Raw genomic sequence first — 18119 nt, forward strand, 5'->3', positions numbered from 1 at the left:
TTAATCCCCCTTTGTTTCATGTGCAAGATTGATCTATTTCGTCAATTAGTTACGAAGTGGTTTACCTTTTAACAGCATGTGTTGCATTCTCTGCTGTGATAGCGGATCAGCAACAAGGCTAAGGAATGCCTCACGCTCTAAGTTCAATAAATATTGCTCATCGACTAATGTGCCGTACGGAACCTTTCCACCTGCAATAACATAAGCTAATTTTTTAGCAATTTTTAAATCATGTTCGCTAATAAAGCCTGACTCAAACATTCCTTGCGCACCGATGAGTAATGTACCATAGCCTGATGCACCGACCACTGGCACTTTTGTTGGTACAGGTGGTTGATAGCCCGCTTCATAAAGTGCTAATGCCGCCTGCTTCGCATCATACAATTGATGATCTGGATTAACTGAAATACCATCCGCAAAGTTTAGGAAATTATTTTCACGTGCTTCCTCACCAGATGTTGAAACCTTCGCCATCGCAATTGTTTCAAATACTTTATTAGCAATATGTTGATAGTCTACCTCTACGCCATTTGGTAAGCCCTTTAGGAATTTCTGATAGAGCGCTTTATTTCCGCCACCACCTGGGATTAATCCAACCCCTACTTCCACTAAGCCCATATATGTTTCCATTGTTGCTTGAATATGTGCAGTTGGTAAGCAAACCTCTGCTCCCCCGCCTAATGTCATGGCAAACGGTGCTGCTACAACAGGCTTACGTGAATATTTAATTTTCTGCATAGCATCTTGGAATGCTTTAATGACGAAATCTAGCTCAAATATATTATCATCCTGTGCTTCTACCAAAATCATTCCTAGATTTGCCCCAACACAGAAGTTTTTCCCCTGATTACCGATGACTAAGCCCTTATAGTTAGCCTCTACTTCATCTACCGCAAAGTTAATCATTTGAATAATATCCAAGCCGATTGCATTGGATTGCGAATGGAACTCCAGTAATGCAATTCCATCCCCTAAATCTATTAAACTAGCACCTGTGTTTGATTTAATCACACCATGCTTTTTCTTATAACGTTTTAAATTAATCTCTTTTTCATTGACTGGCACTTTCACATATTGTGATCCATTATAGTAAGCTAAATCTCCGTCTAATTCTGTATAGAATGTCTCCACGCCATTTGCTAACATCTCTTTGACAAAAGCAGGTACCTCTCGGCCCTCAGCCTCCATTTTCGCCACAGAATCTTTTACGCCTATAGCATCCCAAATCTCAAATGGCCCTTGTTGCCAGCCGAATCCCCATTTCATCGCGTTATCAATGGCTACGATATCATCTGCAATCTCCCCATGTAGCTGTGCAGAATAAAGGAGCGTTGGTGCAAAAATCCCCCATAATAGCTCGCCTGTACGATCCTTTGCATAGGTTAACGCCTTCACTTTATTGGCCAATCCACGAGTTTGTTTTGCCATTTCGATAGAAGGTGTTTTTAATTTTTTGGCTGGACTATACGTTAAGGTTGCTGGATCAATCTCATGTATCTCTTTTCCTTGTTTTAAGAAGAAACCTTGACCCGATTTTGCTCCTAGCCAACCGTTTGTGACCATTTTTTGTAAAAATTCAGGTACTGCAAATACTTGCTGCTCCTCACCTGTTGTTTGATCGTAAACATTTTTCGCTACATGAATGAATGTATCTAAACCAACTACATCTAGCGTACGGAAAGTTGCAGACTTTGGACGGCCGATAAGCGGACCTGTTACAGAGTCTACCTCACCAACAGAGTAACCACCTTTTAACATTTCCTGTAAAGTGATAAGTAAACCATATGTTCCGATGCGGTTGGCAATAAAGTTTGGTGTATCTTTTGCAAGTACAACTCCTTTACCAAGCACATCTTCCCCAAACGTTTTCATGAAGCTAACTACTTCAGGTGCAGTTGTATTGGCAGGAATCACTTCTAATAACTTTAAATAGCGAGGTGGGTTGAAAAAATGTGTGCCAAGAAAATGCTTTTGAAAATCATCTGAACGTCCCTCTGCCATCGCATTAATGCTAATACCAGATGTATTTGAACTAATGATTGTTCCTGGTGAACGAACCGCATCAATTTTTTCATAAAGACTTTGTTTAATTGGTAAATTTTCTACAACAACCTCAATAATCCAATCTACATCTTTTAGTTTCCCTAAATCATCCTCAAAGTTGCCAACTGATAGTAGTGATAAATTTTTCTTAGAAGTAAGTGGTGCTGGCTTTTGCTTTAATAACTTTTGCAAAGCTCCGTTTACAATACGATTTCTAACAGCTGGATGCTCTAAAGAAAGGCCTTTTGCTTCTTCCTCTTGCGTCAGTTCCTTCGGTGCTATATCCAATAGTAATGTTGGTATACCGATATTTGCTAAATGTGCTGCAATTCCAGAGCCCATCACCCCAGAACCTAGAACAGCTGCTTTTTTAATGTTGTAAGTCACAAGCAATTCCCCCTTATTCTCCCATTGAATGAATAGCCATTCATTTTTTGGCCAAAAAAATATCAAGTGTTCCTTAGTGAATTTTTTGTCCTTTTGTTGAATGAGATTCCCTCCACTCAACCAAGCACGACTAAGGTTTATCTTCGCTCCAAAATGACACTTCTCAATGAATGAAGATAAAACTACTTTTCTGTTTTTAGTGTAGATTATTTTGTCTAATTTAGCAATCTTTTTTCAAGAATTATTTTTGCAGTATACATCTTTTTTTGTTTTTAACGAGCTAAAAGAGGACAAGAGGTAGCGATTGAAACGGCCAAACAGAAAACTTTCAGATTGCGAGAAAAATGTGTAGAATGGAAAGCAAGGAGAGTGAATACTTAATGAAAACTATTACTACTGCAGAACAATTTAACGAATTAATCGCTGGCGACCAAAAAGTTTTAGTGAAATTTTATGCTGGCTGGTGCCCTGATTGCACACGTATGAATATGTTTATCGATCCAATCATTGAAGAGTACAACCAATATGATTGGTATGAGCTAAACCGAGACGAGCTTCCAGAAATCGCTGATAAGTACGATGTTATGGGAATTCCAAGTCTATTGATTTTCCAAAATGGTGAAAAACTTGCACACTTACATAGTGCAAATGCAAAAACACCTCAACAAGTAACAGAATTTTTATCTGCTCAACAATAATGGCGAGAGAGCTGCATTTCTTCTTGAAATGCAGCTCTTTTTGAAAGGAGTTTATTATGCGTCAACAATTGGCACTACGAGGGGCTTCACAATATGAGATTTCCATTGCACCAAGCTATCGCAATTCTGCCTGTGGACCTACTACGATTCATGTCATCTTAAAATTTTTAAATGAGTCAACTCCTTCCATTAATGAGCTATATAAACTGCTTGGTGGTACAAAAATTGGCTTATTCAAATGGAGACTGATTCACAATCTTCGTCAATTGCTTCCAACGTGGGATATTCGAACTTGTTCATTAAAGGAAGCTCTACAGGAAATTGACGCAGGTCGACCAGTTGCTATGCGTTTTGATCGTTATTTTAGCCTTCAGTGGCGAGATAAAAAATCTACCTTTGCTTATCATTGGGTACCGCTTATTGGGTATGAGATAAAAAATGATGAGCTATGGCTAATATTTCATGATAATGGTGGCCCACAACGTGATAGTCAAATTCGTCAGGCTCTCTATAAAGACAACGAAAAGGTATTATCCTTCGTGAAAATGGTTCCTTACTAGAGCAAAGATCAATTAGCCTTCTATTTGATCTTTATTCTTTTCCTTACAATAAAAAAAGCAGAGCATATGACTATACTCTGCGATGATTGATTAAATAAGCGAATATAAAGAACGGGCATGCTTGGCAATTAGCGTGTAGCCATGCTCTTCTATTGCTTTAAAAATATGTGGTTCATACGTTGGTACCACAAGACTCGTAAAATCAGCATCAATTGGTACATTGGTTTGAATTGTTGCAAGCTCATGTGATAGCTGCAACATTTCTAAATTATCTTGGATTTTTGTTCTTTGGCCTGGCTTCAATTCACCAATCGATGCCAGTATTTTGTCTATTGAGCCATATGTTTGAATAAGCGCTAACGCTTGTTTAGGGCCAATCCCTTTCACACCTGGATAGCCATCACTTGAATCACCCATAAAGGCTTTCACCTGTGCAAACTGTGAAGGTTCAATACAATATTCTTCTTTAAAGCGAGCATGTGTATAAATATCGTATTCTGTATAGCCCTTTTTCATAAACGCAATTTCTGTAGATGGCCTTAAAAGTTGAAGTAAATCCTTATCACCACTAATGACCGTAATGTCTGCCTCGTCCTGCCATTTCGTTATCATGGAGCCAATTAAATCATCTGCCTCCATGCCCTTCACCCCGAAATTTTGCCAGCCCATTTGCTGCGATAAATTTTTCGCCATATCAAATTGTGGTAGCATTTCCTCTGGAGGTGCTGGGCGATTCGCTTTATAACCATCAAATAAATCATTGCGGAATGTATGTGCACCCATATCCCAGCAAACAGCCATATGTGTTGGCTTCATAATAGATTGTGCTGTTAGAACATGTCGCACAAATCCTTGGGCTCCATTCGTTGGTGTTCCATCTGCCAAGCGAATAAAATGCCCCATGGCAGCCGAAGCGAAAAAAGAACGGAATAACAGTGCCATACCGTCGACAATCAATAATCTTGGTTTTGTTGTCATCATAAATTTCCTCTCTATTACAATACAAAGTTTGTATTTATTTATTGTTTTCTACTTAAACATTATAGCAAACTTTTAACAATCAGCATTGTTAATACTCGGAAATACACTTGCTTTACAACATAACCTTTCCTTTTTTCGAGATACGATTGCGATGATCTAGCTGAATGCCTGTTAACCATTGTAAAAATGCGGTTACACCGATTTTAACAGTTTCTGGACGTAGTATACCTTCTTTAGGATCAGCATAAACAAAATCAATATGACGCACACCCTCATTTTCACCAATAAGCTTGAGGATATCAAATAACTCATAAGCCGTTAAACCACCAGGTGATGCTGCAGGAACATCACAGGCAAATACAATATCAAGTGCATCTAAATCCACTGACACATAAATGCGATCTACTTCATACATAAGCTGACGCAGCATTTCACGTATTGTGAGTTGAATACCATCACGTCGCATTTGCTTTAACGTAATCATATGGATGCCTTGTTCTTTAGCATAATGAATCATTTCGGGTGAATTGAAGAAGCCATGCAAACCGACATTATAGACATGTCTCCCCTCCACAACCCCTGCTGCAATTAACTGATGAATTGGAGAATCTTGCGCTAAACCAATTTCCTCTTGGTTCCTTGCATCTAAATGCGTATCAATCTGAATGATGCCAATGCGATCCTGTGGGAAAGCATTTTTTATACCTTTTATGGAGTGCGCGGTAATAGTATGATCTCCCCCAATCAAACAAGTAAAACTTTTTTGAAAGGCTATACTTAAATTTTCCGCAGCAGCCTCGATGGCAGATTCAGAAAGCATTCGATCATTTTCTAGAATCGCCACATCCCCGATATCCACAACTGAAAGGGCACGTAAATTCACCTGCTCATCTAAATTATACGATTGAAATCCTGGCCAAGCCTTACGAAAGGCTGTTGGGTATTGCGCTTTTGACGACGCACCATTGGCATATGATAAAAGAGCGCCATATACGACAATATCCACCTCATTCGGATTCGGATTAGTTTGCTGCTTTATCCACTGATGCATCGCTGATCCATTTTCCTGCTTCCATTGGCATTCTGATTGTATAAACATATTCATCTACCACCTTCTTCTCTTTTCCATTCAAGTTCAATTGACCTAAATCAATTGGTGCTCCCCTATAAATGTCCTAACATATTTTCTTTATAATAATAGTACCATTCGTACAATGATTTTCGTCAAAGATTTTCTTTTTTCCTTTTATATTGAAAATATTCTTTTGATCAAACAAAAAAAGCAAACTTGAAATCAGTTTGCTCAGAAATTGCATGTATTTAGGTTAGGGTTATGTCATTTCTCTGCTTTGTGAGCTGGTTTCAACCTGCTTTTATCAAATACTCTTCAAATAGCGACCGTTATTTTTGACAACACTTAGGTCAACTCTTCGTCCAGAAATCCCTCTTATCAAGCAGAGTCCCCTTCCATTTCGACTACTTTTGCTGTTTCGAATGGCTTTCGCAAAGTTCTGCTACCTCATACATGGAATAGCTTTGAAAATTATATTGGCTACGCAGTTCTTGATGATAACTTAATAGTTCTTCTAGCATCGCCAAATTCTTATCAATATGCTTGCCAAAATTATGAGGATGCCACCATAAATGATAAAAGGCTTGTGCCTGTGCAGCCTTGAGCATACCTTCCTTTATTCGCTTTACTTTTAAATTTTCGAATATACGCAATGGACTACAGTATGGCCTTAAAAAAGCACTTGATCGAATATTAATCAGTTGCTCCTCTTGCATTTCTTCCAGGGTGGCGAAATGATGACCAGTTATATTCCAATAGCTATCTAACCACTTCTTAGCACCTAAAAGTCTTCCCTTTTTCGTAAACTTTTGTGCATCATATAGCACATGATTTTCGGTGCCTCTGTAGCAAACATACCCCGCTTCTAGGCATGCTTTTAAATAGTCTTTGTTTACTTGATTACGAGGAAAGACTATGGATTTCATGGGCGCAGTATAACCGTCACTAATTGTTTTGGTTGCATGTAAATCTGCACAAAAGGCAGCTTCTGTTTGGCCCTTCTCCAAGCAATAAAAATGAGAAAAGGTATGACTTCCTATTTCCTGATGTGGTGTACGTTTAATTTCCTCTATTAAAGATTTACCAAAATGCAGTAGATCCTCTTGTTCATTTTCGCCAACTTTTGCTAGCTGTGTATGTGCTGCAAAGCGCATATTTTCATATTTCACAGGGATACCTCGCAAATAATGAGCCATTTCTGCCTTTGATTCAGCAAACAATAATCCAACTGTAGCCCAAGTTGCATGGATGTCATATTGCTCAAATAACGCTAATATCCTGGGCAAGGCTTTACGGACACCATATAGGTTTTTATTGTATTGGCCATAACGAAATACGTCATGGACACCCCAATTCAGCTCAAAATCTAATGAAATAACGAGACCCCCACCATTCATGTTGCTACTTCCTCCATTTTTGCACACCTAATAGTAGTGCACGTATTTTTGATTGGATAATGTAGCCTGAGTAAACATGAACAACCTGGCCACCAAAGCTTAATTTAAAGGCTCGTACATTTCGATTGTCCGTTAATTCTCCCATATCATATAAGTCAAAACCTTGCTCCTTTAGGTGTAGCAGGTTATGCCAAATTAAAAACCGATTTGCATAACGGAAAGGTCGTTTTAATTGTGCAGGTAATGCGGTTGCATGACACGTTGCCTCGAAATAAGACATCGCTTTTTTCTCATGCACAATATCTAATCGATAACATAATGTCTGTCCACAAAAACTCTGGATCTCCGATAATAATAAGGCGCCCTGTTCATTAAGGAGCAGAATGGTTTCCATTTGCGACTTGCCGATTGCTTCAATTTTTTTTCTTTTGGCAAACTGATTGTAAAATTGCTGAAAGGCTTTCAAATTTTCTATGGATGGCTCTTTATACAAAATGACTTGATAAGATTCTTTTTGGGCACGTCGTAAGATTTTACGATTACCTTCAGACAGTGCTAAATACAATGAAAGCTCATGCTCTTGCAAATAAATGTGGATCGTTTCGCTTTTTACAAGCTTCCGACTTGGTACTAATGAATGCGTATAGCCTACAACTTTCATAGACTTTCGAAAATTGGCTGGCTTTTCGAGAAAATAAAAATGCTGCATTGCGATATTCCATCGCTTACTTTTAATGGACAGAATGTACATCGCCCCCACTCTCTGTATTTTTTTCTACACGGTGTCGCTCAAAACGAGCAATTTTATAATGTTTCATTCGAGAAATAGGTTTATAGCCTAGCTGTACTAAGCGCTTGCGCTTGCGCCATTGCCAAAAACTTACCGTTACCCACAATGTTTGTGCTGGTTTTATTTTCCGTAAAAAAGCTGTAATAATATCGATTTGTTTGAAAACATCATAGGCTAAAAAATAGGTTTGTTTCGGTAAGGCTTCTACAATTTGCATTGAATCCACCCGCCAGTTTGTAGCATGTAATGCAAACGCAAGCTTATTCGTTTCCGCAAAGGAGTCTTTATAAATCGTATAGCCCTTATAAAGGAGGGCCATGACTTCTTCCTGATCAAGCTGCATCGCTTCCTGAATCGACATTTCTTCAAATAAGTTTCCAACAGGTTGCTGTGGTGATATGTCCTCTGATGGGGATAATTCATACAGCTCCACTTGTTTCAAACGAATAAATTTTTCTACGAATTGTTGTCCATATTCTAGCCAATCTTTTACCTTTCCATACTTTACTAAGTATCGTAAATGGCCCAGTGTGTTACGCTTCCAATCTACGACTCGTTGGTTCCCTTTCATAAATTCTTTGAGCCTTTGCTTTAACGATAAAAAACCTGCCAGTAGATTTGTACGTTTCGTACCGCTGCTAGCAAGCATCTGTCTTGTAAAATCAATGTCTGAGCGCCAATCAAATTTATAAGACTCATAGCCTATGCTCATATCATATAAGCGATAGTTAGCAGTAAACGTTCGCTGGATGGCTTCCTGAGTGACTATCCGACCAGCACCAAATAAATTAAAAGTTGGCTCATGTGCAAGGGCATAGGTTACATAGCGGCCACGACAGCATAATCCATAGGTAAAAGCAATCCACTGGTTTTCAAAGACAAGTGCATCGACCTCTACCTGTAACGCCTCACCTTTAAGCATCGTTAAACGCTCAAAAAAATCTCTTTTCTTGCCTTTTGTAAAGCCACTTGTATCTAGTTTTTTTGCCCATCGCCGATCAAATAATCGAAACATTTGCCATAGCTCGTCCTGTGAAGGCTCACGTCTTTCTAAGGAGCCTAAATTTCTTAGTTTTCGTTCTCGTCGATCAACGCCATGCATTTTTCGACGTTGATTGAAATGGCGCTGAAAATCTATTTCTGAAAAAGCAAGATAGGGTGTCACAACTCGGAATAGGCTTGTTCGTAATTGTCGTTCTACAAAGTATTGCTCTAAGATTTTAGTAGACACCTTACTTTCTAATAACCCATGCAAGGAAAAAAGAATATGCCGATGCTTTTTAATTAGCTCATCAAACACAAAGGTTGTAACTTGCTGTAACCATTCCTTTTTAGCCACAACCCCTGTATAATTGGCGATGTTTTCACCCGCAAAAGTATACACTCTTATCCCCCAACAAATAGACACTGTAAAAGGAAAAAAAGCCCTAATTGTCCCTTCATGCTCAATAGCATAAAGCTCTACCCGCTCTTTCCGACCTACAATTTGCCACCAATTATAAAACCACGCAAATTCTATAAATGGATTATCATTGTTCTCTTCTTCTAAAATGGCATCCCAAATTTCCTTGTACCACATAAGCTCATCATCAGTTCTAATGCGAATTAATTGCAATTTAATCCCCTTTCTTCACTAATTCTGAAACAGCCTGTTGATAAACCATTAATGTTTTTTGATACATGGGAATGAAGGTGAAGTACTGTAAATAACGCTGCTCACTTGCCGTCCCCATTTCCCCTCTTAAAGGAGCATCCATTAATAATTGATGCAGCCTCCTCTTCAATAATTCATTATTCTCTCGCTCCACTAAAAACCCATTGTCATGATCATTAATAAGTTCCTTCACACCACCTACATTTGTTGCGATAATAGGAAGTCCTACACGCATCGCTTCAATAATCGAAATCGGCAAGCCTTCCCAATCTGATAACAGAACAAATAGGTGGCATTTCTCAAGATAAGAATGAACGTCTAATTGATTACCTAAAAATGTTACACGATTTGATAAACCATTTTGTTCAACGAAATGTTCTAGAGCTGGACGCAGAGAACCATCCCCAATCAATTGAAGGTGCCAAGGGATATCCGTCAGTTCCGCTAAAGTCTTTAACAAGACATCTTGTCTTTTAGGCACTTCAAAACGAGCAACCATGACAATGACTGGCTGCTCCATGCATATCTTTTCAGTTTCCTTCTTTCTCTCTATAGGGGCAATGCCGTTGTGAATAGTCAACAATTTATGAGCAGGAGCGACCTTTTTCAGTAGTGCTAGTTCCCGATCATATTCAGACACCGTAATAATTTTTGTCGTAAATGGCTGAATGGATCTTTCCATCCGTTGATAGAACCGCTTTTTCTTGTAAGGAACGCCTTCTGTAAAGCTCCAGCTATGTGCCGTAAAAATAGTTGGAATCTGTAACAACCTACCAACTACGCGTCCAATCACACCAGCCTTAGAGGAGTGGGTGGCTATAACGTCTGGTTGTAGATGTTTGAAAACGGCTCTTAATTGCCAAAATGCTTGAAAATCTTTTGCCAGATGAATAGCCCGTTGAAGAGCAGATATACTGATAACAGGAATTTTATGCTGTTGTAAGTGCCACAGTGATGGTTGATAGGAGCCCGTCACTATTGTGACATCATGCCCATCCTGTTTTAAGTGGATAGCAAGTGCCTCCACATGTTTTTGCGCACCTCCAACTTTATCCATTCGTGTAATAAGCTGAACGATCTTCAGTATGGCCACTCCTTATTTTTTAATAAGCACCTGTGCGTGCAACTACAACATAAATTGTCTTCAACAAAATTTGGACATCCAACCAAAAGGAATAATGATCAACGTATTCAATGTCATATGATATTTTTTGTCCATGTGAAATATTCGACCTACCATTAATTTGAGCGAGGCCTGTTAATCCTGGCTTTACCTCCAAACGCCGAGCCTGTAAGGAATTATATGCATTCGTGATCGTTGGTACCTCAGGACGTGGACCTACAATGCTCATATCACCTTTTAACACATTTAAAAGTTGTGGAATTTCATCAATACTGAGTTTTCGAAGAATAGCGCCTACTTTTGTGATGCGTGTATCTTGCTCTGTTTTAAAATAATAATCATCAGGGATACCATCAGCACAAATAGTCGGCATATTGACTGGGACTGCCTGAATACACATTGTTCGTAGCTTCCAAATCACAAAGCGGTGATGATCGAGGCCAGTTCGGATTTGTTTAAAAAAAATGGGGCGCCCTGTCGTTATGAGTAAAATGAGGAATATAGCTAGCATTAGAGGGATCGTTATAAAAAGCAAAAATAACGCCCCAATAATATCGAATATTCTTTTGCCGTACTGACCATAGAATGTGAGATTCTGAGCTGTATGAACGTGCAATACATCATCCTTTGCATTTTTTTAGCACTTAACTCTATATATTCATTTTGAACATTTCTAGAACTATTTTAGAAAAAGTGCTTATTTTATGAAAAAAAGAGTTATATCAGCGTTACTTGCTGAATAACTCTTGCTGTCTTATTATATGCTCGCTTCAAAAATATGAACATCACATTCAATCACAACATTACCTTTTAATGCTTTACTGATCATACATGTTTGTTCTGCCTTGTGTGCCAAGCGTAAAAGTTTTTTTTCAAGATGTTCTGTTAGCTCTTGCACAATAATAGTCGGTCTATGCACAATTTTTTCATACGTAAAAATGCCATTTTCTACACTAACAAATCCGTGTGCCTGCATGGATAATTCCAGCACATCTATTTCTGATCTTTCTAATAAAGCAGCTAGTGTAATTAAATAGCAGGTTGCAGCTGCCCCTAAAAGCATTTCATCTGGATTTGTACCAATGCTAGGTCCATTCATTTCCCGAGGAATAGAAATTTGTGTTTGCAAATTACTAGCTTGGATATTTCCTGTACCGTTTCTTCCTCCTGACCAAGTTAAGTCCATTGTAAATTTATGCTGAACCATTCTAGATCCTCCTTTATTTGTGAAGCGAAGAAAAATGCCCGCTTACAAACGTAAGACGAGCATTCCATTTATTCAACTGTTACTGTATTTTTTTCTGTGTCAATATGACGACCTTTCTTAGTCACGGTTTGGTACTCTGCAAGACGGGCGGTCGTCCGCCAATAGTGATAGACAAGTCGATCAATCCACAGCAAAGTCTCCACTTTCGATACGGCTGTCTCTAACTCTACCACATTTTCAACAGTATGCTCAAAATATGCGTTTCGTTTATCACGACGCACCGCAGCCATTTCAGAGGAAGTAACCTCAAGCAAGGTTGCAATCTCAGGTAGACGTTCATCCTCATCAATGATTAGTAATACTTTTTCCAATACCTCTAACCACTTTTGGGTTAATGTCTCCTGTAATTGAAAAGCATTTGGATGTTGCTCACGTAATGCCTTTGACAAACGATATAAGTGATCTAAAGCATGTAAAAGGGCAATATGCTTATACCGTTCTTTTTGAGAGGAAGATTGGATAGCATCCATAAATAAACGTGTTTTTTCGATTGCCTCATCTATTTGAGTCAATCTACTGTCTGTTTCAGCTGTGCGTTTTTTTCCGTGAATAAGAGAAACGAGTACAGTCGTCATTTCCTTAGTAATATCTTGCAATGTATTAAAGGATACCTCTACAGCAACCCCAGGTAGTTTGGCAACACTACTATCTAAATTACGAGTTAAATAATTTCCTTTTTCAGGTATCATTTTTTCAATGGCCTTTGCAAAAGGACGAACAAATGGCACAAAGAGTATCGCACCAATCACACTAAATAATGTATGAAAAACAGCAATGCCCAGTGTTTCATCAAAGCTACCGTTGATGGATTTTGTGACGAATTCTGTAAGAGCAAACATAAACCTTGCACCGAATGTCACTAGTATAGCCGTGACTACATTGAACATAACATGTGTGACAGCTGTTCGTTTTGCAGCTGTTGATGCACCAATCGCAGCAAATAACGCTGTAGCTGTCGTCCCGATATTTTGACCAATGACTAAATAAGCAGCCTGTTCAAAATCAATAGCACCTGCATATAAAGCTGTTAAAGTGGCCGCTATTGCAGCACTAGAAGCCTGCATAATAACCGTCATGATAAGACCCAAAACAATTAAAATTAGCTTGCCACTAATAGAATTTGCACTAAATGCATCGAATGGAATTTTATCTTGTACCGCAGCCATTCCTCCCTGAAGAACATCAATACCTAAAAATAATAAGCCAAAACCAGTCACTAGCCCTCCAATTGCTTTGTAATCACGTGGTGCGAGCAATTGGACAAAAACACCAAGCGCAATAAAAGGCAAGGACATTGTCTGCATATTGATCTTAAAGCCGATTAATGAAATAATCCAACCAGTACTCGTACTCCCGATATTGGCCCCAATAATAACGCCAATCGATTGGACAAATGTGAGAAGTCCAGCACTGACAAAACCTATCGTAATCAAGGTCGTGGCCGTGGAGGATTGTACAAGCATTGTCATAAATGTACCAGATAATACCGAGCTAATAGTCCCCCCAGTAAAACGATTGAGCCATTTTTTTAAGGCATCTCCTGCCAATTCCTTTAAACCGTTTGTTAGCATCGTCATTCCAAGTAAAAATAAACCTATGCCCCCAAGCACATTGATCAACCTATCAACACTCCCTACTAAAATTGTATCTCTATTATGAAAGACTCCTTTTTAAAGGAGCTTTATTCCCCAAACATTCTTAATAGTACCATTATTAAATTTGAGAAAATAGGGATATTTCCCTGCATTGTACAAAATCAACCATTATTTTACGAAAAACAATGTGATAATTTTTATGGTAGAATAGAATAAATAATTCTTTAGGAGATTTTCAAAATGATTTTAACAAAGCAAGAAGCAATACAGGCACTTAAAAAGAACAAATTCATCGGTTTTACTATTACAACGGGTAATATTATTATGAAAAAGATTAATAAAACCGAGTATAATATTTTTGTTTTCGAAGAAGGAAGAGAAAAACCAATACGCTATGTAGGCTCTATCATGAACGTGATGGCGACAATGAGCGATAAAGCTTCTAAGAAAGATTTTGTGATTGTTGAACAACTACCAGCAGGAAACAGTGCTAAAGAAACTCAATCTTCTGAACAAGAAGCAACAACAGAGGAAAAAGTAGCACTAAATGAAGAAAAGCCTTTTGTTGAAGGACAAGAAGAAAGCCGTGCAATCGCTGGCTATGAAGGCTTATATGAAATGACGACAAGTGGTCGAATTATTACAGTAAGAGAAAACCGCCCATTGGCTCGCTGTAATGATGAATATGGCTTCCATATTGCGCGATTAACAAAGGACGGCAAAGCATCCAGCCATAATGTCTTTGAACTTTGGAAACAGACATTCCCAGAGCTGGAGCACACTCTTTTCAAAGGTGCCCTAAAAGCCAAGTATGGTACAGGCTGTAAGCTAATTGATAAACCTGGTATTCATTTTTAATGAAACACCCTCAGCAAATATGCTGAGGGTGTTGTTATTTAGATATCGTATATTTTTTGCCACTTGAAAATCTTTATTATATTAATTTTAGCTACTTTATGGAAACCTGCCTGCATGAGCTTTCTTCGTCTGGATCTCTTATACCAAGGGACTATTGTACAGACTGCTCTCCCTTCCCGCTGCACATCTGCAACGATCTCCTCTAGTCGCAAGCTATCATATTCTTTTATAAACGACATATTGTCTGACAGCTTATAGGAATAGTTAACCGTTTCTTCGGTAACCGTTTGATCGTGTCGTCTATAGATGACATGATCGCTATCTGCAAAGAGTCGATAGCCCTTATAGAAATCTGTAACATTTGTCGCTCGATCCTTCGTTGTCATGATGTCTTTCATTGATAATTCTTGAAATCTCACATTTCTGTTATTCTGTTGTTGCTCTGCAATATAAACGTCTAAAATATGAATAGCTAGCATTCGTTGGAACATTTTTGTAACAGCTCGTAGCCAATCTTTTATGCTTGCATGCTTCAGAAAATAACGCAGTTCTCCTAATCGGTCTCGCTTCAATTTTACTAGCTGATGATTATTTGTTAATAGCCCTTTTAGGCGATCACGTATGACCATCCATAAACGAATACTACGCTCTTTAACTCCTTTTGTACTCATCACAAATTTCCTAGTAAAGTCAATATGTGTATACCATTCAAATTTATATGGCTCATAGCCACTTCCTAAGTCATAATAACGATAGCCAGCTTGATGTGCTTTTAGCATATTTTCTTTTTCAATGAGGCGACCTGGACCAAATAGATTAAAGTCTGGCTCATGGCCCATTGCCTGACAAAAATTGCGCTCTCTACAGCATAGATCAATTGTAAAAGCAATCCACTGTCCTTCAAATTGTAAGCTATCAACTTCTACGCGAAGCTCCTTACTGTTGCATTTAGCTAGCCGCTCATAAAATAGACGAGTTTGCTTTTCGGTAAAGCCACTTTTATCAATTTTCTTTTGCCATCTTCTCTTGAATAACGTAAACATGTCTTGTAGATGATTGTGATTTACTTCCCGAAAGACGACATGACCAAGTGACTTTAGTTTGTTTTCACGCCGTTTAAGGCTTTTGAATTTCTTGTGATGCCTCTTTAGAAATGTTTCCATAGGAATGGTTTGGAAATCAATATAAGATGTGACAGTTCGAAAAATCGAATGAGGCATTTGATATTCGATCGCAAACTTTTCTAATTCTTGAGAGGTATTTTTACTTTCTAATAATCCATGTAACACGATTAAATAACGCTTATATTTTCGTGAAAACTCCTTCAAAAGAAACGTAATAGAAGGTTCTAACCACTCCTTGTCAGCGATCACTTCCATATAGGTCGCAAAACCTTGTCCTAAAAAGCTAAAATAATGGATTGTACCAAATCGTACAGTATGCACTAACGGAAAAAAGGCAACTGCTACACCTTGATGTTCCACTATGTAAATCTTGACATTGTCATGAATCCCGAGCGTTGTCCACCAAGTTGAAATCCATTCGTACTCAATAAAAGGGTTATTATTATACTCTTTTTCAAGAATCTCTGACCAAGTGCTCCGATAGGGCTCTAACTCTTCGATAGTCGTTATGAGTTTATAAGCTAGCAATGAACTCAATCGCTCCTTTTCACGTGATCATCGCCATACATTTAGTAGCCACTATATTCCTAGCAATAAAGTATTAGAACATTACACCAACGTAAAAACCCCTCCTTATTAGAAAGGAAGGGCTTCGTTTCATTTACACGTTTACAAGTGATACCTCTGCCTTTGTCACTGCATTGGCCATATGTGCTGTCGCCACAAAGCTTAGTGTCATACCAGGCCCAATGGTTGCGCCTGGGCCAGGATACGTTTCCCCCATGATAGACGCTGAACAATTGCCAGAAGCATACAACCCCTCAATGGGTTCGCCATTCTCCTTTATTACCCGAGCATATTCGTCCACTACGAGGCCACCTTTTGTGCCGATGTCTCCAGGATAAAGACGCAATGCATAGAAGGGTGCTTTCTTGATTTCTGCTAAATTTGGATTTGGTAGTGTCGGGTCACCGTAGTAATTATCGTAGGCACTATCTCCTCGATAAAAATCATCATCATGTCCGTTCCGCACAAAGTCGTTAAAACGATTCACCGTCGCTACTAGGCTCTTCACTGGCACATCCATTTGTCTAGCAAGCTCTTCAATCGTTTCAGCACTTTTTGCGACTCCATGCTCAAACCAACTTTTCGGGAATGCCTGTCCTGGGAACAATCCTGTAAAAATATAACGGCTTTTAGCTGAGGCATCAATTAATATCCAGGAAGGAATCGCCTGCTTTGTGACCTCTTGATGCTTATACATCGTATCCACGAATTCATGATATGGAGCCGCTTCATTGACAAAACGTTGCCCTGCACTATCCACTACAATCATATTGGGCACGCCACGATCTGCCACTAGGAAGAATGGATGTCCTTGTGGATCAATAACAGAAGGTGCTCCCCATACTTTATCCATTAAATCCAACGTTGCACCAATTTTTACGCCAGGTTCAAGGATGTCACCTGTTTGACCTTCTGGAGAAGAAGTCCATGCAGCATTCGTAGGACTTGGTAAATACTTTTCACGAAGTGTCTGATTATGTGAGAAGCCACCTGATGACAGAACAACACCTTTCTTCGCCTCAATTCTAAGCTCTTGTCCATCTCGTTCCACAATAATTCCAATTACTCTTCCTTTGCCCATAATGAAATCTTTAAAGGCCGTTGATAGCCAAAGCTCACCATTTGCTTCTGCAAGGGAGAGGCGTAAACGTGCAATTAAAGCTTCTCCTAATGCTACCGGATCGCTCTTAGTCACCTTTGACTTGACTAAACGCGCCCCTAATTTCAGTGCAGTAGTTTTACCTTTTAGCGTCCGGGTAATCATATTCACCTTATGAAACTCGTAGCTATTCATCGTGAAGCCTTTTGTTGATAGAGTTGCACGACGCATAGAATTTGCTAAAGAGCCCATTTTTGTTAAATCGAAAATAAGTGGTTCAATGGAGCGTCCCTGTGACAAGCCACCTGGTTTTTCTGGATAATAATCCGAGTAGCCTTTTGCATATTGGAAGCGCATATGCTTTGTTTTATTGTATAAAAAGCGTAACATTTCAGGCCCTCTCGTAATATAGGCTTCCTTTAGCTCTTCTGGCACACGATCACCGATTGTTGAATCTAGATATTGGCGTGCAAGTTCATGTGTATCTGGGACACCTGCACCTTTAATGATATGATTATTAGGAATCCATAAGGCACCGCCTGAAATAGCAGAAGCACCACCATAGCGATCTGTTTTTTCGATCACTAATGATTTCATTCCTTGTAACTTTGCTGTTAAACCTGCTGTCAATCCCGCTGCACCAGAGCCTACTACTACTACATCATAACTAGCATCCCATTTCATTCAACCATTCCTCCCTATATGAGCTAAATCGATGAATCTGTCCTTTCTATTAAAAAGTATAGAATTAAACCAATATTCAGTCAATTTAAACCATTCCCTATTTTTCCACAAAAAAAGGAGCATGCTCACTCGATTTAAGGTTTTAGAATCACCATAGGCTTTACTTGCTTCTTCTAATGGCAATAAAGTGTAATGATTTCTGTCGATGGCATTATTATAA

15 protein-coding genes are annotated in these 18119 nt (G+C 38.8%); 3 read left to right on the forward strand and 12 right to left on the reverse strand.

The features are described 5' to 3' along the window. Nucleotides 1–45 precede the first annotated feature (45 nt). Complete coding sequence (locus NY607_RS20320; protein WP_259420271.1) at nt 46–2430, reverse strand: 3-hydroxyacyl-CoA dehydrogenase/enoyl-CoA hydratase family protein; 2385 nt, start codon at nt 2428–2430, stop codon at nt 46–48. Nucleotides 2431–2783: 353 nt separating this feature from the next. Between NY607_RS20320 and NY607_RS20325 the strand changes: the two genes are divergently transcribed. Together NY607_RS20325 and NY607_RS20330 are read left to right on the forward strand one after the other, a co-directional pair. Continuing rightward, entirely contained in the window at nt 2784–3128 is a 345-nt protein-coding gene (locus NY607_RS20325; RefSeq protein ID WP_081010969.1) for a thioredoxin family protein, read from the forward strand. A 56-nt stretch (nt 3129–3184) separates the two neighbouring features. Beyond that, nucleotides 3185–3688: a C39 family peptidase gene (locus tag NY607_RS20330; protein WP_237898584.1), complete on the forward strand. Its 504-nt coding sequence runs from the start codon at nt 3185–3187 to the stop codon at nt 3686–3688. A 90-nt stretch (nt 3689–3778) separates the two neighbouring features. On the opposite strand, the gene NY607_RS20335 is transcribed toward NY607_RS20330, so the two are convergent. The 9 genes from NY607_RS20335 to NY607_RS20375 all read right to left on the reverse strand — a co-directional run bounded on the left by NY607_RS20335 (nt 3779) and on the right by NY607_RS20375 (nt 13582). Then, nucleotides 3779–4666 (reverse strand): 5'-3' exonuclease, encoded by an 888-nt coding sequence (locus NY607_RS20335; RefSeq protein ID WP_259420272.1) that lies wholly within the window; start codon nt 4664–4666, stop codon nt 3779–3781. A 115-nt stretch (nt 4667–4781) separates the two neighbouring features. Further along, entirely contained in the window at nt 4782–5768 is a 987-nt protein-coding gene (locus tag NY607_RS20340) for an agmatinase family protein (RefSeq protein ID WP_259420273.1), read from the reverse strand. A 377-nt stretch (nt 5769–6145) separates the two neighbouring features. After that, on the reverse strand, nt 6146–7138 hold the full coding sequence (locus NY607_RS20345) for a polysaccharide deacetylase family protein (protein ID WP_131521204.1): 993 nt from the start codon (nt 7136–7138) through the stop codon (nt 6146–6148). Nucleotides 7139–7142: 4 nt separating this feature from the next. After that, nucleotides 7143–7889 carry a hypothetical protein gene (locus tag NY607_RS20350; RefSeq protein ID WP_227744941.1) on the reverse strand — a complete coding sequence of 249 codons (747 nt, stop codon included), beginning with the start codon at nt 7887–7889 and terminating at the stop codon, nt 7143–7145. Then, nucleotides 7870–9543, reverse strand: coding sequence for a GNAT family N-acetyltransferase (locus NY607_RS20355; protein WP_259420274.1), 1674 nt, complete (start codon nt 9541–9543; stop codon nt 7870–7872). The genes NY607_RS20350 and NY607_RS20355 overlap by 20 nt, the downstream gene beginning before the upstream one ends. A 1-nt stretch (nt 9544) precedes the next feature. Further along, on the reverse strand, nt 9545–10675 hold the full coding sequence (locus tag NY607_RS20360; RefSeq protein WP_259420275.1) for a glycosyltransferase family 4 protein: 1131 nt from the start codon (nt 10673–10675) through the stop codon (nt 9545–9547). A gap of 10 nt (nt 10676–10685) precedes the next feature. Further along, nucleotides 10686–11321 carry a sugar transferase gene (locus NY607_RS20365; RefSeq protein WP_131521202.1) on the reverse strand — a complete coding sequence of 212 codons (636 nt, stop codon included), beginning with the start codon at nt 11319–11321 and terminating at the stop codon, nt 10686–10688. Between the two features lie 141 nt (nt 11322–11462). Beyond that, the gene (locus tag NY607_RS20370; RefSeq protein WP_259420276.1) at nt 11463–11912 is read right to left on the reverse strand and encodes an SACOL1771 family peroxiredoxin; all 450 of its coding nucleotides are present in this window, start codon (nt 11910–11912) and stop codon (nt 11463–11465) included. Nucleotides 11913–11980: 68 nt separating this feature from the next. Beyond that, nucleotides 11981–13582 (reverse strand): Na/Pi cotransporter family protein, encoded by a 1602-nt coding sequence (locus NY607_RS20375; protein ID WP_227744948.1) that lies wholly within the window; start codon nt 13580–13582, stop codon nt 11981–11983. A 225-nt stretch (nt 13583–13807) separates the two neighbouring features. Here NY607_RS20375 and NY607_RS20380 point away from each other — a divergent pair, with 225 nt between their 5' ends. Then, nucleotides 13808–14425, forward strand: coding sequence for a 3-ketosteroid-delta-1-dehydrogenase (locus NY607_RS20380; RefSeq protein WP_259420277.1), 618 nt, complete (start codon nt 13808–13810; stop codon nt 14423–14425). 38 nt (nt 14426–14463) lie between these two features. On the opposite strand, the gene NY607_RS20385 is transcribed toward NY607_RS20380, so the two are convergent. Then, complete coding sequence (locus tag NY607_RS20385; protein ID WP_237898590.1) at nt 14464–16077, reverse strand: GNAT family N-acetyltransferase; 1614 nt, start codon at nt 16075–16077, stop codon at nt 14464–14466. A 133-nt stretch (nt 16078–16210) separates the two neighbouring features. Beyond that, nucleotides 16211–17899 carry an FAD-dependent oxidoreductase gene (locus tag NY607_RS20390; protein WP_259420278.1) on the reverse strand — a complete coding sequence of 563 codons (1689 nt, stop codon included), beginning with the start codon at nt 17897–17899 and terminating at the stop codon, nt 16211–16213. Nucleotides 17900–18119: the final 220 nt, after the last annotated feature.

This window comes from Lysinibacillus sp. A4 (assembly GCF_024919535.1).
Classification (GTDB): Bacteria; Bacillota; Bacilli; order Bacillales_A; family Planococcaceae; genus Lysinibacillus; species Lysinibacillus capsici.

Excerpts from the sequence above, each read along its gene's own strand:
- NY607_RS20325 (WP_081010969.1), top strand. The coding sequence starts at position 2,784 with ATGGAAAGCAAGGAGAGTGAATACTTAATGAAAACTATTACTACTGCA.
- NY607_RS20330 (WP_237898584.1), top strand. The coding sequence starts at position 3,185 with ATGCGTCAACAATTGGCACTACGAGGGGCTTCACAATATGAGATTTCC.
- NY607_RS20335 (WP_259420272.1), bottom strand. The coding sequence starts at position 4,666 with ATGACAACAAAACCAAGATTATTGATTGTCGACGGTATGGCACTGTTA.
- NY607_RS20340 (WP_259420273.1), bottom strand. The coding sequence starts at position 5,768 with ATGTTTATACAATCAGAATGCCAATGGAAGCAGGAAAATGGATCAGCG.
- NY607_RS20345 (WP_131521204.1), bottom strand. The coding sequence starts at position 7,138 with ATGAATGGTGGGGGTCTCGTTATTTCATTAGATTTTGAGCTGAATTGG.
- NY607_RS20350 (WP_227744941.1), bottom strand. The coding sequence starts at position 7,889 with ATGTACATTCTGTCCATTAAAAGTAAGCGATGGAATATCGCAATGCAG.
- NY607_RS20370 (WP_259420276.1), bottom strand. The coding sequence starts at position 11,912 with ATGGTTCAGCATAAATTTACAATGGACTTAACTTGGTCAGGAGGAAGA.
- NY607_RS20380 (WP_259420277.1), top strand. The coding sequence starts at position 13,808 with ATGATTTTAACAAAGCAAGAAGCAATACAGGCACTTAAAAAGAACAAA.
- NY607_RS20390 (WP_259420278.1), bottom strand. The coding sequence starts at position 17,899 with ATGAAATGGGATGCTAGTTATGATGTAGTAGTAGTAGGCTCTGGTGCA.